Genomic DNA, 15965 nt, shown 5'->3' with positions numbered 1-15965 from the left:
GATGAATGCCAAGGTTGCCTTTCGCCAATCCACTGCGTTTGTCGCAGCGCTCTCGCTAGCCCTGGCCGGCTGCGGAGGCGGGGGCGGATCGGGCAATTCGGTAGGCTCTCCCGCGCCGACGCCGACGCCGAGCGCGAGCCCCACCGGCGGCCTGTTCGTCGCTCCCGCGCAGGAAGCGCTCAGCGTCGCCGATGTTCAGAAGGTGATCGCGCAAGCAGTGGGCGAAGCCCAGGCACGCAACCTGCCGTCGATCATCGCGGTGGTCGATCGCGTGGGCAACGTGCTGGCGGTGTTCAGGATGAACGGCGCCAAGGCAACGATGCTGACGAGCAGCTACATCTCGAAGACCGGTACGTTCAACAATCCGCCGATCGATGCGCAGGGGCTGGAAGTCCAGGCGACGATGGGCGCCATTTCCAAGGCGATTACCGGCGCCTACCTGTCGAGCGGGGGCAACGCGTTCTCGAGCCGCACGGCGAGCCAGATCGTGCAGCAGCATTTTCCACCGGCGCCGATCACGCCCGGCCTCGAATCGGGTCCACTGTTCGGCGTGCAGTTCAGCCAGCTTCCCTGTTCCGACCTTTCGGCACGGTATCTGAGCGGCGGAGGCGCCGCGGCGTTGATCGGTCCGAAGCGCGCGCCCCTCGGGCTCGCGGCGGATCCGGGCGGTTTCCCGCTTTACAAGAACGGCGTGATCGTCGGCGGAGTGGGCGTGATGGGTGACGGCGACTACGCCTTCGACCCCAACATCCTCGATACCGACAACGATGCCGAGGAGTTCATTGCGCTCGCCGGCATCCAGGGCTTCGCCCCGCCCGAAGAGATACTGGCCGACAGGATCACGGTAGACGGGACGTCGTTGCGCTTTTCCGACGCTCGGATTGGCGGTCTTTCCGCGTTGAAGAGCGATTTCGCGGCCGCAAACGGCACGGCCGGCACCCTGATCCCGGTCAATGGCTATACTGCGGGCGCCATCTTGGCGGGCACGCCCTATGGGACCGAGGCATCGGGTATCCGGGCTTCGACGCCGGCGGAATTCAGCAACCGCGATGCCTTCATCCTAACCGACGGGGCAGGGCACAATCGTTTCCCCATCCGCGGCGGCACCGATGGCGGCGCGATCGCCGCGGCGCCCCTGAGTGCGACCGAAGTACGCGCGGTGCTGGAAGAGGCCTTCACTATCATGAGCCGGGCGCGCGCGCAGATCCGTCGCCCGCTCGACAGCCGGGCGCAGGTTTCGATCAGCGTCGTCGACACCTACGGCGCTCCGCTTGGACTCGTTCGCGGGCCTGACGCGCCCATCTTCGGAACGGACGTCTCGTTGCAGAAGGCCCGTACGGCTGCCTTCTTTTCGGGCAAGGCGGCGGCACAGCAACTCACCGACGACCCTGACGGCGAGGTGGCGGAATTTGTCCAGCGGGTTCGCACCTTCCTTGGCGATCCGAATGCGCTGACCGGCACCAAGGCGTTTGCCGACCGGTCGGGCGGAAACCTCTCGCGCCCGTATTTCCCCGATGGCGAGGTAGGACGCCCCAACGGCCCGCTTTCGCGCCCGATCGACGATTTCAATCCTTTCGCAACCGGGCTCCAGATTGCCCTGGTGAAGTCCAACCTGCTCCAGCACGCGCTGTTCGTGCAGGGGGTGGGCTTCGGCGATACCGCGGCGCAGTGCACCAATGTGCCGGCGACGCCGACCGGGCAAAAGCGGCTTGCCAATGGCATCCAGATCTTCCCCGGATCGGTCCCAATCTACCGCGGCGATGTGCTGGTGGGCGCAATCGGCGTTTCGGGCGACGGCATCGACCAAGACGACATGATCAGCTTCCTGGGCACGAACAATGGCGGCGCTCGCGTCGGCAGCATCGGTAATGCGCCCAAGGCGATCCGTGCCGACACCATCGTCGTGAACGTCGGCGACGGCGTGCGCCTGCGCTACGTGAACTGCCCGTTCGCCCCATTTCTCGACACGTCGACTCAGAACGCCTGCGAGGGACTGTGATCGACCCGATGGCCACCATCCTTGTCCCGTTGCTCGGCCTGGCCGGCCACGCGGGCGATGGCGCGGCCAGTCAGCCGCAGGTCGAATCCTTGCTGGGTCGTGCGGGCGCTTCGGGCGAGCTGGCGAACATGCAGCCCGGCCGCGGCCAGGACCTCCCCGCCGTGCTTTTCGCGTCGGTCACGCACAACCAGGGCAACGCGCTGGTCGCGCCTTTTCTGGGCCTGATCGCGGCGCAGGCCGCTGGCGATGCACAAACGGCGGCCGATCCGGCGCCGGCCGATGCGTCGCCGGTCAATACTCGTGCCGACATGCCGGCGACCCCGGCGGTTGTTGCCGATGACGTGCTGATCGAAGGCCGGCGCCGTCCCGGCTTCCAGAAGGACCTGCCCGACCGGATCGAGCAGATGAACACCGGCGCGGTTCGGCCGCCGCCACCCGAGGCATTTTACGAAAAGTACGAGGGCGAGGGCCAGATCGGTCCGCTCGGCCTCGATGTGGGCGTTCCCGATCGCTGGCGCATCATGTCTTCGCTCTGCCCGCAGGGCGGCGACCGCTCGCTTTACAAGCTTTATCCCAAGCTTTCGAACGTCTGCCATTCCACGCTGGACCCATTCCATCACAACGTTCTCAAGGGGGACCAGCCGCTTTCGAAGAGCCAGCGCCCCGGGTTCCTGAAGGGCGACGACTGGTTCTTCATCGTCAACGCGATCTCCGACACGGTGGTCGAGCCGCGCAGCTTCCCCATCCCCGTTGGTAACCAGACGACCGAGCTGCCCAACGAGATCGACACCTTCGGTCGTTCGCACAGCCTCGTGCTTGCGCAGACCTTCATCACGGGGGTTTCGCTGCTGAAGGGGATGACCGCCTACAAGCCACCCGAGGTCGAGTACCGGCTGACCCTGGCGACGCAGGTCAATTATGTGAACGTGCCCGAGCGGCGCGTGCTCAACGTCAAGCCGTCGAAGGAAAGCCAGCGCTACGATAGCTTCGTCGGCGTGCAAGAAGCGTTCGTCGACTATCACCTCGGCATGTTCGACAACGGCCGGTTCGACTTCTTCAGCCTTCGCGCTGGAATTCAGCCGATCCAGGCCGACTTCCGTGGGTTCCTGTTTCAGGACGAGCAACTCGGCATCCGGCTCTTCGGCAATCGCGACAACAACCGCTGGCAGTTCAACCTCGCCGCATTCTGGCGACTGGAAAAGGACACCAATTCGGGCCTCAATTCGGTGGTCGACACGCCGCGGCGCGATTGGGTGTTCATGGCCAACGCCTATCGCCAGGACTTCCCACTCGTCGGGCTGACGAGCCAGCTTTCGGTCACCTACAACATGAACCGCGAGGCCAATCGGGTTCAGGTGGATGACAACGGCTTTCCCGTGCGACCCGCTCTGCTGGGCAACCTGCGCGGGCGCGAATACGACGTCGTTTATGTCGGCTACGCCGCGGACGGGCGGGCGGGCCGTATCAATCTGACCGGTCAGCTTTATGGCGCGTTCGGCGAAGACCGGAACAGCTTCTTCACCAGCGAAGCGGCAAAGATCCGCGCCTATTTCGCGGCGGCAGAGGCAAGTTACGACGTCGACTGGCTGCGCTTTCGCCTGTCGGGACTTTACGCCAGCGGCGACAAGGACCCTTACGACCATACCGAGGGTGGTTTCGACGCCATCTTCGAAAACCCGATCTTTGCCGGCGCCGATACCAGCTACTGGATCCGTCAAGTTATTCCGTTCGCGGGTGGCGGGCGCGCCGTGGGCCTGAATGGCCGCAACGGCATCCTCAATTCGCTGCGCAGCTCGAAGGAGCAGGGCCAGTCGAACTTCAACAATCCGGGGACGATCCTGGTCGGAGCAGGTGCCGATGCCGACCTGACCCCGACGTTTCGGCTTTCGGGCAATCTCAACCACTTGTGGTTCGACAATACGAAGACACTTCAGGTTCTGCGCAACGAGGGCTCGATCCCCCGGTCGATCGGTTGGGACGCATCGCTCGCCGCGATCTGGCGGCCGCGCGCGTCGCAGAACATGGTCGGCCGGCTGTCGGCGGCGGTCTTCCAGCCGAGCAGCGGCTTTGACGACCTGTTCGACCAGGCGGGCAGGGACAAGCGGTTCTACTCGATCCTCGCCAACGTGATCCTGGCTTTCTGATGCACGCTGAAATCAACACTCCGCGCTCCGACATTCGGCCTCTCGCGCTGCTTTGGCTGCTGATTGCGGCGATCGCGCTACTGCTGCCGGCCACGGTCTATGCCTCTGGCAAGGAAACGCCACAGAAGGTGGCCTTCGAGCGCGCTCCCTCTGCGCCGCGCGGCCAGCCTGGCGAGACGGCGGACGAGCAATGGGCTTTCGTCGATGCAAAGAACGTCGGCTGCGTAAGCTGCCATACCGCGTCCGATCACAAGACTATGCACGCCAGCACCGCGGTCGTGTTGGGCTGCACCGACTGCCACGGCGGCAACGGCAAGGTGATGGCCGACAGCCGCTGGCCGCGCGACGGGCTGGAATACATGGGTGCGCTCAAGGAAGCGCACGTTCTGCCGAAGTATCCCATCGCGTGGGGCTGGCCCTCGTCTGCCAATCCCAAGCGCTCGTACGCACTTCTATCGCGTGAGAGCCCCGAATTCGTTCGCTTCGTCAATCCTTCCGACTACCGCGTGGCACGCGAGGCATGCGGCGCGTGCCACATGTCGATCATCGAGGCGTCGGAACGCTCGCTGATGTCCACCGGCGCGATGTTGTGGGGCGGTGCGGCGTACAACAACGGAATCGTGCCGTTCAAAAACTACATGTTCGGCGAAAGCTTCACCCGCGAGGGCGAGCCTGCGTTGATCAAGTCCGCCTCGACCCAGCTCGGGCCCGATGGAAAGCCGATGTTCGGCACCGTGACGTCGGCCGAAAAGGCGCGCGGCGCGCTGCCGATCATGTACCCGCTGCCCTATTGGCACACGATCCCGCCGGGCGACGTGTTCCGGGTGTTCGAGGACGGTGGGCGGAACATAACCCCCCAGTTCCCCGAGATTGGCCTGCCGAACATCGGCGGTATCATCCAGCGCCTGGAAGAACCGGGCCGACCCGATCTCAAGCAGTCGAACCGCGGCATGGCGACCGGCCTTCGCGTCGCGATTCCTGTTCTGAATATCCACAAGACGCGCCTCAACGATCCGTTCCTGTGGCAAATGGGCACGAACGACCAGCCGGGCGATTACCGTTCTTCGGGCTGCGCGAGTTGCCACGTGATCTACGCCAACGATCGCGAGCCACGCCATTCGCTCAACTATGCTCGTTGCGGTCGTGACGGGCAGACGATCACGGCCGACCCGACGATCAATTCGCTGCGCGAAGGCCAGCATCGGACCGGCAAGTATGGCGATTACGACGCCTCGCTCCACGGCCACGAGAGCCTGCTGCGCGGCACCGTCCTCGGTACGAAGCATGGTGGAAGCGAGCACGGCGGCGAGAATCCCTCAGGCAGTTACCGGGGCGGCGACGCGACGGACGCCACCACGCTGGCCGACCAGGAAGCCGATTGCCGCAAGGCCTTGGCCGGACCGGAGACGCTCAGCTTCTTCTCGTCCGCCGAGGGTCCCGCGCCGCACGGAACCGCTCCAGAACATGCGATGAGCGCCGCGGACGCCCACGCGACCGCTGGCCTCGATGCTGCGGGCCACGCGGCCGAAGGGCCCGTGCCACTTCAGCAGCGCGAGCGCGGGCATCCGCTGGTCCACGCCTTCACCCGCGCCATCCCGACGGCGCAGTGCATGAATTGCCACATGCACCAGCCCAACATCTTCCTGAACAGCTTCCTCGGCTACACGATGTGGGACTACGAATCCGATGCCCCCGCGATGTGGCCCGGGCCGGAAAACCGAGCGCCCAAGCCGCCCGGAATGTCGGACGAGGAATATCAGAAGGTTTTCAAGCAGCAGTTCCACCCCGGCATCGCCGAGGCGCGCGAGGCGCTTGACCGCAATCCCGAGGCGGCAGGCACTCACGGACTGTGGCGCGACACCGAGTTCCTGCGCAACGTCTACGACCTCAACCCCGAGAACAAGGATACCCAGTTCGCCGACTACCACGGTCATGGCTGGAACTTCCGGGCGATCTTGAAGCGGGACCGCAGGGGCAACCTGCTCGACAAGGACGGCGACATGTCGACTTACGGTACCGACACCGCTCACATCGTCTCGCCCGACGATCCGGAGAAGTGGCGCAAGGCTGGGGAGGGCAAGTTCGTCGAGGCTGGGGTCAACCCGGGTAAGTCGGTTCACATGATGGATATCCATGCCGAGCTCGGCATGCAGTGCGCCGACTGTCATTTCGCCCAGGACAGCCACGGCAACGGCCTGATCTATGGCGAGGTCGCGAACGCGGTCGAGATCGGGTGCAAGGACTGCCATGGCACGCCTGACGCCTATCCCACATTGATGACGTCGAACCTGGCCGCTCCGCCCGAGGGCACGAACCTGTCGCTGCTCCGCAACCCTGACGGCAACCGCCGCTTCGAATGGTTCCAGGAGCCCAAGACGGGACGCCGCGTGCTGGTCCAGCGATCGATCATCGACCCCGACAAGTCCTGGCGCGTCAGCCTCGTGAAGGATGCCGTCGACGCCCGATTCGAAGGGATGGTCGACGACCTGGGCAAGCCGATCTTCAATCCCAAGGCGGCACGGGCCAAGCTCATGGCCAAGTCGGCCGCGGCGGACGGCACGTTCAAGTTCGGCACCGGCATCCCGAAGGCGGAACGGGCGCACAAGGACGACGACATGGCGTGCTTCACATGCCACCTGTCGTGGACGACAAGCTGCGCGGGCTGCCACCTTCCGATCGAGGCCAACTGGAAGTCTGCCACGCACGCGTACGAGGAAGACTACACCCGCAACTACGCGAGCTATAACCCACAGGTCGCGCGCGACGACATGTTCCAGCTCGGCAAGCACATGACGACCAAGGTCAGCGGCTCCGACCCGGGCAAGGCGATCACCGCGCCGATCCGGTCCACCTCTGCGCTCATTCTGTCATCGACCAACATCAACCGCGAGCGGATCTACGTTCAGCAGCCGCCGATCTCGGCGATCGGCTATTCCAGTCAGGCGTTCGCGCCGCACTTCCCGCACACGGTGCGGCTGAAGGAAACCAAGCAGTGCACCGACTGCCACCTTTCGGCTGCGGACGATAACAACGCGATCATGGCGCAGCTGCTGCTGCTCGGCACGAACTACGTCAACTTCGTTGGCATGAATGCGTTCTTCGGCCTGCAGGGCGGGTTCGAGGCGGTTCGCGTGACCGAGTGGGACGAGCCGCAGGCGGTGATCGGCAGCTATCTGCATCGCTACGCCTATCCCGATTTCTATCGGCAGCACGTCGAGAACAACAAGCGCGAGCTCAAGAACTGGACTCGCGGCAAGATCTTCGGCGCCAAGCTTTCGGGCGAGACGACCGGTCGCGAGACGTTCCTCAACACCGTGCAGGGCACCAAGGACGCGGTCCGCTGCCTGCAGATGCGGGGCGAATACATGTTCGTCGCCGAAGGGAAGGGCGGCTTCCGCGCCTATGATATCGCCAGCGTGGGCAACAAGGGCTTCTCCGAACGAATCATAAGCGCGCCGTTCTCCAAGCTCGGCCAGGACACGCATATCGACACGCCGGACGCGACCTGCATGGCGCTGCCGACCAACCAGGCGATCGCGCCGACCCGCAACACGACCGAGCTGCGCGAGGCGAACCAGGAACAGCCGTTCTCGCCGATCTACCACTATGCCTTTGTTACGGACGCAAAGGACGGCCTGATTGCGGTCAATGTCGACACCCTTGCCGACGGCGAATTCCGCAATAACTTCTTCCACCGGGCGCTCACCTTCAATCCCGATGGCGTACTGAACGGCGCACGGCACATCACGATCGCCGGCGACTTTGCCTACATCGTCACTCCCAGTTCGCTCGTCACGGTGCATCTGACAAAGCCGTGGAGTCCGTCGAATCCATGCGAGGTAAGCGAGGAAAAAGGCGGTGAGACCTGCCTCGAACCCCAAGTCACGTCGGTCGTGCCGCTCGATGACCCGCGCGCGACGGCGGTCCAGTTCCGCTATCTGTGGGCGACGACGGCGCATGGCCTCGAACTGCTCGACATAACCGAGCTGGCGCAGCCGCGCCCGGTCCCGCAGGCCACGGTTGCGCTGGCGGATGCGCGCCGGGTCTATCTTTCGCGCACGTTCGCCTATGTCGCAGCCAAGCAGCAGGGTCTTGTCATCGTCGACATCACGCGACCGCAGACGCCTTCGATCTACCAGGCCTATACGGCGGACGGCGCGCTCAACGATGCCGAGGACGTCGTCGTCGGGTCGACCAATGCAAGCCTGTTCGCCTATGTCGCCGACGGGCGAAACGGCATGAAGGTAATCCAGCTCACCTCACCCTCGAGCCAGCCGAACTTCTACGGGTTCTCGCCCGATCCGAAGCCCGAGCTGATTTCCTGGGCACATACCCCGACTCCGGCGATCGCCTTGTCCAAGGGGCTCGACCGCGACCGGGGCGTCGACGAAACGGGTGGGCAGATCGCGGTGTTCGGTCGCCTCGGCTCGCGGCCGTTCAACCGGACCGAAATGGAGCAGCTGTTCCTCAACGAACGCCGCGTGCCCTACAAGGTCACCAATGCAGTCGACATGGCGATGTGGGTCGGTGCCAAGGCTCCGCCGCTGCTGGCGAAATCCCGCCGCTGACGCTCAGCTTTCCTCGAGCAGCAGGATTTCGATCCCCACGCGGAGGGTAGGCACCGGCAGCAGCGTGCTTTCGGCTTCGATAACGGCTGCATCCGCTACAAGGTGACCGGGAATCGCGAACTCTTGTTCGCTGAGCCGAGCGATCAGCAAATCGCCCGCCGCAACCGCCTCGATCCCGGCGAACTGCAGGACCATGGAATGACGCGCTCCCGAAAAGGTGACGCTCGCCCACGGCGTTTCGCAATGGCTTTCGAAAACTGCCATGCCCGCGCTCAGGCTATCGATCTGGGCTCGCAGCCGTCCGCCGGGCCCGCGCATCGAGGGGGCGGCGAGGGCAGGGCGAGGAAGGACAGGATCAAGCAGCACCGCGCGAATCTCCAAACGTGTTCATGAAATGTTCCAGACGTGCCGTCATTGCACTACGGGGCTCGCGGCCATTGCGAAGGTCGCCGACGATCCGGGGATCTCTCACCGCCAGCCGGCCGAACTTTGTTTCCGGCAGGCCCGTAGCGGCGAGGAACTTCTCGATTCGGCGGATCAGCATTCGGCGCGCTCCCTGGGTATTCTGCCGCCCTGAATGACGACGATTCGAATAGGAATAATCCTTCTTCCTCGGTGAAATCCTACTTGTCTAGGAAAAATCCTTCAGCTAGGAAGATGCCGTGGAATCGACCGATCCTCGCGCACGTCTGCTGGCCCTCGTTGCCGAACAGGGCGTCACCTTGTCGGGAATGTCCGCCCTGCTAGGGCGCAATACCACTTATCTTCAGCAGTTTGTTCGCAAGGGATCGCCCCGCAAGCTGGAAGAGAACGACCGTCGTACGCTGGCGCAGTTCTTCGGCGTGGACGAGGCCGAGCTAGGCGGTAGCGACGATTCGAGGGGTCAATTCGCGGGTCAGCGGCGGGCCAGCGCCGATTGGGTCGACATTCCGCGCCTTCCGCTGGGAGCCTCGGCCGGCCCCGGTTCCCTTGCGGCTGACGCGTTGCCGATCGGCCATCTCCGCTTTTCCAGCCGTTGGCTCAAGCGCCACGGTCTCGATCCCGCGCAGCTCAGCGTGATCGAGGTGGAGGGCGATTCCATGGACCCCACCTTGCGCGATGGAGACGAGATCCTTGTCGATCGTGCGCCGCGCACATTGCACAGCGGCGTCCATGTCATCCGCCTCGACGACGTGTTGCTGGTCAAGAGGGTGGAGCGCGCCGGCGAACAGGTGCGCCTCATCAGCGATAATCGCGCTTACCCCGACGCCGAGCGGTCATTGCATGATGTTGAAATCGTCGGTCGCGTGGTCTGGAAGGGCGGGCGGCTCTAACGCCGATTGGGCGGCCGAAAGGCTGGCCACCAGCCTCCGGCGCTTGCAATTGGATCGGCTCCAGACCACATCGAATCGATGGATCAAGCCGATAAAGACGCGCCGCCGATGCGGGTGGCGATCATCCCCGTGACGCCCTTTCAGCAGAACTGCACGCTGGTGTGGTGCACCAAAACCATGCGCGCGGCGCTGATCGATCCGGGCGGCGACCTCGACAAGCTGAAGCTGGCCGTCGAAAGGGCCGGGGTGACGCTGGAGAAGATTCTCGTCACGCACGGGCATCTCGACCATTGCGGCCAGGCCGGGGTTCTTGCCAAGGAACTGGGCCTTCCGATCGAAGGTCCTCAGGAAGCGGATCGCTTCTGGATCTCGAAGCTGGACAACGACAGCCGCAATTTCGGGATGCCGGGCCAGTCGTTCGAGCCCGACCGCTGGCTCAACGACGGCGAAAAGGTCACGATCGGCAAGCTGTCACTCGACGTCATTCATTGCCCCGGCCACACGCCGGGCCACGTCGTCTTCTTCCACCAGCCTTCGCGCTTCGCGATCGTTGGCGATGTCCTTTTCGCCGGGTCGATCGGCCGCACCGATTTCCCGATGGGCAACCACCAGGACCTGATCGACGCGATCACCAAGAAGCTGTGGCCGCTGGGCGAGGACGTGACCTTCGTCCCCGGCCATGGTCCGACCAGCACCTTCGGCCGTGAACGCAAGACCAACCAGTTCGTCAGCGACTACGCGCTGGCCTGAACCGGTTGGTCTGCCCGGTCACATGACCTGGGCGACGATCAGTACCGCCACGATGGCAAGGCCAAGCTGGGTAAGCATGGTGATCAGCGTGCCGGCCGAACGTCCCCAGCCCATGCTTCCGCCGTCCATCCCGATGCCGTGCGCAACCCGGCCGAGAACGAACAGCGCGGCCACCGGAAGCAACCAGACGCCTCCCTTGCCCGCCAGTTCGATGCCGGCGACCATCAGCAGCACCAGCGGGACGTTTTCCGCGAAGTTGAGCTGGGCGCGCATCCGCCGGCCCAGCAGTTCGTGACCGCCGTCGCCGACGCTGATCTTTTCCGACGTCCTCAGGCGCCCGATCCGGATGCTCAGCCATATGTTGATGACGATGGCGGCCGCGAGCGCGGTCAGCGTGGTTGGCAGCAGCATTATTGATTCCCCCATTAGCGCATCCGACCGTTCGCCGGATCGCGGATGGCAAGCTCGATAGCCGGGCGCGGCTTGCAAAGCACGGCAAAATGCGTATAGGCGCGCCTTCGCTCGCGGTGCCTTTTTCCCGAACACTCGCAATCCAGCGCGCCGTATATCGGATCGCGCGGGGCTTGTGCCGGTTCGGGGTTGGGCCTATCGCGCCATGATCACTGCTTTTACGCCAGACTTCAGGAACAGGTGCCGCAATGGCTGTCCCCAAGAGAAAAACCTCGCCGTCCCGCCGGGGCATGCGCCGCAGCCATGATGCGCTCAAGGCCGAAGCGTTCCATGAATGCTCCAACTGTGGCGAGCTGAAGCGTCCGCACATGCTGTGCAACGCCTGCGGCCACTACAACGGCCGCGAAGTCATCGCCGTCGGGCTTTAAGCCCGTCACCTTCAGGAGCACCCGATGACCTTGCCGCGGATCGCCGTCGACGCGATGGGCGGTGACGAGGGTGTGCAGGTGATGATCGACGGCGCCGCGCTTGCGCGCCGGCGCCACGATCGCTTCAACTTCCTGCTGGTCGGCGATCAGCCGCGGATCGAAGCGGCGCTCGTCGCGCATCCGAATCTTCGCGCCGCGTCGGAAATCCTCCATGCCGAGGACGTCGTCTCCGGCGAGGAAAAGCCGACGCAGGCATTGCGCCGCGCCAAGACCACTTCGATGGGCCTTGCGATCGAGGCGGTGAAGCGCGGCGATGCCGGGGCCGCCGTCAGCGCGGGCAACACTGGCGCGCTGATGGCGATGGCCAAGATGGCGCTGCGCACGATGCCCGGGATCGACAGGCCGGCGCTGGCCGCGCTGCTCCCCACGCTGGGCGACAACGATCTCGTCATGCTCGATCTTGGCGCCAACACGGATTGCGATGCCCGCAACCTGGTCCAGTTCGCGATCATGGGCGCGGCTTATTCGCGCATCGTGACCGGGCTCGAGAGCCCCCGCGTGCGCCTGCTCAACATCGGGACCGAAGAAATGAAGGGGACCGGTGCGCTGCGCGAGGCGGCGGCCGAGCTCAAGGCGGCGGATAAGAGCCTGGCCCTGTCCTTCGACGGGTTCACCGAGGCCGACAAGATCAGCCGCGGCGACGTTGATGTGGTGGTGACCGACGGCTTTTCAGGCAACATTGCACTCAAGGCTGTAGAGGGCGCGGCGAGGTTCGTCGCCGATCTGCTGAAGCGCAGTTTCGCCAGCTCACTGCGCTCGAAGGTCGGTTTCCTCATCTCGCGCCCCGCCACCGAGCTGCTGAAGCACCATCTCGATCCGAACAATCACAACGGCGCGGTCTTCCTTGGCCTCAATGGCGTCGTCGTAAAAAGCCACGGCAGCGCCAATGCCGCCGGGGTGGCCAATGCGGTGGCGGTGACCGCTCGCCTGCTGGAGGAAAACCTGACCGAACGGATTACAGCCGACCTTGCCAAGGTGGGTGCCGAAGTCATTCGCAAGCCGGCCCGGGCGCGCGCCGCCGCTGCAGCCGAAGCCGGCCAATGACCCTGCGCTCGGTAATCAAGGGCAGCGGATCCGCGCTGCCGGCACGGGCCGTTTCCAACGCCGAACTGGCGCAGACGGTCGACACGAGCGAGGAATGGATCGTCGAGCGGACCGGGATCCGCAACCGGTACATCGCCGGTGAGGGGGAAACCACCTCGACCCTTGCCACCGACGCGGCGCGCAAGGCGCTGGAAGCGGCGGGGATCGGTCCGGGCGCAGTCGAACTGATCATTCTCGCCACCGCGACTCCGGACCAGACCTTTCCCGCCAGCGCCACCCAGGTGCAGCATGCCCTGGGCTGCCACGGCGGAATCGCGTTTGATGTAGCAGCGGTGTGTTCAGGCTTTCTCTATGCCCTGTCGGTCGCGGACTCGATGCTGCGCACTGGAATGGCGCGCAACGCAGTCGTGATAGGGGCAGAAACCTTCAGCCGGATCCTTGACTGGGAAGACCGCACCACATGCGTCCTGTTCGGAGACGGCGCCGGCGCGATCGTGCTCGAGGCGCAGGACGTGACCGAGGCGGACGGTCCCGGGATCATTGCCACCCGGCTCCATGCCGATGGCCAGCACAACGAGCTGCTGTTTGTGGACGGCGGTCCTTCAACGACCGGCACGGTGGGCAAGTTGCGCATGAAGGGCCGCGAGGTTTTCCGGCACGCCGTGGTGAACCTGGCAGAAGTATTGGGCGAAGTGCTTGATTCGGCAGGAATGACTGCAGCCGATATCGATTGGGTCGTTCCGCATCAGGCCAATGCGAGGATCCTCGACGCCACGGCGCGCAAGCTTTCCCTGCCGCCGGAGAAAGTGATCGTGACGGTAGATCAACACGCCAACACCTCGGCCGCATCGGTTCCGCTCGCTTATGACGTCGCCGTTCGGGACGGCCGGATCAAGCCCGGCGACCTCGTGATGTTCGAAGCGATGGGCGGCGGATTCACCTGGGGCGCCTGCCTCGCCCGGGTCTAGCCCGGGGCACGAGGACAAACTTGCCGACGGCAGAATTTGGTTTCGAATGAAATTCCCATTTTGCGCCAACGCATTGCATTGCGCTGACGGGATTTTCGGTTATGTTCCGACTCGGTCGGGTCGATGAAGGGGGAGACGAGGACATGCGTTCCGTCGGTACACTGACACGTGCTGATCTGGCCGAAGCCATCAACCGCCGCGTAGGACTTTCGCGCGCCGACGCGCTCGGAATGGTCGAAGGCGTTTTGCGCCATATGTGCCAGGCGCTCTCCGATGGCGAGAATGTGAAGATTTCCGGATTCGGAACTTTCCTCTTGCGCGACAAGGCGGAACGCATCGGGCGCAATCCCAAGACCGGCGTCGAAGTTCCCATCACGCCCCGCCGTGTCATGACCTTCCGTGCAAGCCAGATGCTCAAGGATCGCATCGGAGCTTCATGACCACTCAGGTGCCCCTGGACTTTGCTGACGGCAAGGATCCGCAAGCCTTCCGCACAATCGGCGAAGTGGCTCAGGCGTTCGGGCTGCGCCAGCATGTCCTGCGATACTGGGAAGAACAGTTTCCCATGCTGCGCCCGCTGAAGCGGGCCGGGGGACGTCGCTACTACCGGCCTGAGGACGTCCACCTCGTCGCGGAAATCAGCCGGCTGCTCTATAAGGAAGGCTTCACGATCCGCGGCGCGAGGCAGGCGCTCGGCGGCAAGAAGCCAAGTGCTGCGACCGCTGGCGATGGCGCCGCGCCTGCCGTGCCTGTGGCATCGGCCGCGTCCCCCGAGCCCGCGCCCGCGAGCGACAAGGCACCGGATTCCGCCGCCGTATCGCTGGCCAAGCTGCGCGACCTTCGCGACGGACTGGCCCAAGCCCTCGGCGAGGGCTGACGAGCGATGCAACAAGTGCGGCCGATGTGCGCCCTTAAGCCGAGGGTTCGGCCCCGCCAGCCGCGAGCCACTCCTCCAGCCATTTGATCGAGTAGTTCCCGTCAAGGATGTCCGGCTGCGTCAGAAGCTTCTGGTGCAGCGGGATCGAGGTCTTCACTCCCGCAATCACCATTTCTTCGAGAGCGCGACGCAGGCGCATGATGCAGCCCTCGCGGGTCCGGCCGTAGACGATCAGCTTCGCGATCATTGAATCGTAGTAGGGCGGGATGCGGTAGCCTGCGTAAAGCCCGCTATCGACGCGAACGTGCATGCCGCCGGCCGCGTGGTAGTTGGTTACGAGTCCAGGCGAGGGGACAAACGTGAAGGGGTCCTCCGCGTTGATCCGGCACTCGATCGCGTGGCCCTTGAACTCGACGTCTTCCTGCGCGACCGAAAGCGGCTTGCCGTCGGCGATGCGGATTTGCTCGCGAACGAGATCGACGCCGGTGATCGCTTCGGTCACCGGGTGCTCGACCTGAAGACGAGTGTTCATCTCGATGAAGTAGAACTCGCCGCCTTCCCAGAGGAACTCGATGGTCCCGGCGCCGCGATAGCCCATGTCGGCCATCGCCTTGGCGCAGATGCCGCCCATGCGCGCGCGCTCGTCGGCCGAGATGACGGGTGAGGGCGCCTCTTCGAGAACCTTCTGGTGGCGGCGCTGCAATGAGCAGTCGCGCTCACCCAGATGGATCGCATTGCCGTTGCCGTCGCCGAATATCTGGAACTCGATGTGGCGCGGGTTGCCGAGGTACTTTTCGAGATAGACGGTCGCATCGCCGAATGCCGCCTTCGCTTCCGAGCCGGCCTGCTGCATCAGCGTTTCGAGATCGTCCGGGCTTTCACAGACCTTCATCCCGCGCCCGCCGCCGCCGGACGCGGCCTTGATGATGACGGGGTAGCCGATCTCTTCGGCGATCCGCGCTGCTTCAGCGACATCGCTGATCGCGCCGTCCGATCCGGGAACGAGCGGAAGGCCCAGCGCGCCGGCGGTGCGCTTGGCCTGCACCTTGTCGCCCATCGTGCGGATATGCTCGGGCTTGGGACCGATCCAGGTGATGCCGTGCGCCTCGACGATCTCGGCAAACTGGGCGTTCTCGGAAAGGAAGCCGTATCCCGGGTGGATCGCGTCGGCCTGTGCGATTTCGGCCGCAGAGATGATCGCCGCTACGTTGAGATAGCTGTCGCGCGCAGAGGGCGGGCCGATGCAGACGGCATGATCCGCGAGGCGGACATGCATCGCATCGGAATCGGCAGTCGAATGGACTGCCACCGTCTTGATGCCCATTTCATGCGCGGCGCGGTGAATGCGAAGCGCGATCTCGCCGCGGTTGGCGATCAGCAGGCGGGTTATCGGCATCGTGAAA

At 64.5% G+C, this 15965-nt stretch carries 14 protein-coding genes; 10 read left to right on the top strand and 4 right to left on the bottom strand.

Annotated elements, in window-relative coordinates; genetic code table 11:
* Nucleotide 1 precedes the first annotated feature (1 nt).
* The 3 genes from ACFO0A_RS06695 to ACFO0A_RS06685 all read left to right on the top strand — a co-directional run bounded on the left by ACFO0A_RS06695 (nt 2) and on the right by ACFO0A_RS06685 (nt 8711).
* On the top strand, nt 2-1999 hold the full coding sequence (locus ACFO0A_RS06695) for a heme-binding protein (protein ID WP_379538234.1): 1998 nt from the start codon (nt 2-4) through the stop codon (nt 1997-1999).
* Nucleotides 2000-2307: 308 nt separating this feature from the next.
* Nucleotides 2308-4143 (top strand): hypothetical protein, encoded by a 1836-nt coding sequence (locus ACFO0A_RS06690; RefSeq protein WP_379538467.1) that lies wholly within the window; start codon nt 2308-2310, stop codon nt 4141-4143.
* A complete protein-coding gene (locus tag ACFO0A_RS06685) occupies nt 4143-8711 on the top strand; it encodes an LVIVD repeat-containing protein (protein ID WP_379538233.1) in 4569 nt (1522 codons plus the stop codon). Before ACFO0A_RS06690 ends, ACFO0A_RS06685 begins: the two co-directional genes overlap by 1 nt.
* 3 nt (nt 8712-8714) lie before the next feature.
* Here ACFO0A_RS06685 and ACFO0A_RS06680 read toward each other — a convergent pair whose 3' ends face one another.
* Entirely contained in the window at nt 8715-8975 is a 261-nt protein-coding gene (locus tag ACFO0A_RS06680) for a hypothetical protein (RefSeq protein ID WP_379538232.1), read from the bottom strand.
* Nucleotides 8976-9066: 91 nt separating this feature from the next.
* Complete coding sequence (locus ACFO0A_RS06675) at nt 9067-9255, bottom strand: hypothetical protein (protein WP_379538231.1); 189 nt, start codon at nt 9253-9255, stop codon at nt 9067-9069.
* A gap of 118 nt (nt 9256-9373) precedes the next feature.
* Here ACFO0A_RS06675 and ACFO0A_RS06670 point away from each other — a divergent pair, with 118 nt between their 5' ends.
* Together ACFO0A_RS06670 and ACFO0A_RS06665 are read left to right on the top strand one after the other, a co-directional pair.
* Nucleotides 9374-10024, top strand: a complete 651-nt coding sequence (locus ACFO0A_RS06670; RefSeq protein WP_379538230.1) for a S24 family peptidase — start codon at nt 9374-9376, stop codon at nt 10022-10024.
* Between the two features lie 108 nt (nt 10025-10132).
* Nucleotides 10133-10774 (top strand): MBL fold metallo-hydrolase, encoded by a 642-nt coding sequence (locus ACFO0A_RS06665; RefSeq protein WP_379538466.1) that lies wholly within the window; start codon nt 10133-10135, stop codon nt 10772-10774.
* An 18-nt stretch (nt 10775-10792) separates the two neighbouring features.
* Here ACFO0A_RS06665 and ACFO0A_RS06660 read toward each other — a convergent pair whose 3' ends face one another.
* A complete protein-coding gene (locus tag ACFO0A_RS06660; protein ID WP_379538229.1) occupies nt 10793-11185 on the bottom strand; it encodes an MAPEG family protein in 393 nt (130 codons plus the stop codon).
* 248 nt (nt 11186-11433) lie between these two features.
* Here ACFO0A_RS06660 and rpmF point away from each other — a divergent pair, with 248 nt between their 5' ends.
* The 5 genes from rpmF (at nt 11434) to ACFO0A_RS06635 (ending at nt 14562) form a co-directional block, all read left to right on the top strand.
* On the top strand, nt 11434-11613 hold the full coding sequence (gene rpmF / locus ACFO0A_RS06655) for a 50S ribosomal protein L32 (RefSeq protein WP_124807977.1): 180 nt from the start codon (nt 11434-11436) through the stop codon (nt 11611-11613).
* Nucleotides 11614-11637: 24 nt separating this feature from the next.
* Nucleotides 11638-12717, top strand: coding sequence for a phosphate acyltransferase PlsX (plsX, locus tag ACFO0A_RS06650; RefSeq protein ID WP_379538228.1), 1080 nt, complete (start codon nt 11638-11640; stop codon nt 12715-12717).
* Nucleotides 12714-13685 (top strand): beta-ketoacyl-ACP synthase III, encoded by a 972-nt coding sequence (locus ACFO0A_RS06645; protein ID WP_379538227.1) that lies wholly within the window; start codon nt 12714-12716, stop codon nt 13683-13685. The genes plsX and ACFO0A_RS06645 overlap by 4 nt, the downstream gene beginning before the upstream one ends.
* Nucleotides 13686-13828: 143 nt before the next feature.
* The gene (locus ACFO0A_RS06640; protein WP_379538465.1) at nt 13829-14125 is read left to right on the top strand and encodes an integration host factor subunit alpha; all 297 of its coding nucleotides are present in this window, start codon (nt 13829-13831) and stop codon (nt 14123-14125) included.
* Nucleotides 14122-14562, top strand: coding sequence for a MerR family transcriptional regulator (locus tag ACFO0A_RS06635; protein ID WP_379538226.1), 441 nt, complete (start codon nt 14122-14124; stop codon nt 14560-14562). The genes ACFO0A_RS06640 and ACFO0A_RS06635 overlap by 4 nt, the downstream gene beginning before the upstream one ends.
* Nucleotides 14563-14596: 34 nt before the next feature.
* On the opposite strand, the gene accC is transcribed toward ACFO0A_RS06635, so the two are convergent.
* Entirely contained in the window at nt 14597-15958 is a 1362-nt protein-coding gene (gene accC, locus ACFO0A_RS06630) for an acetyl-CoA carboxylase biotin carboxylase subunit (protein ID WP_379538225.1), read from the bottom strand.
* Between the last annotated feature and the right edge of the window lie 7 nt (nt 15959-15965).

This window comes from Novosphingobium tardum (assembly GCF_042652045.1).
Lineage (GTDB): Bacteria > Pseudomonadota > Alphaproteobacteria > Sphingomonadales > Sphingomonadaceae > Novosphingobium > Novosphingobium tardum.
The sequence above is the reverse complement of the archived record's forward strand: the minus strand, read 5'-3'. Positions and strand labels throughout refer to the sequence as shown.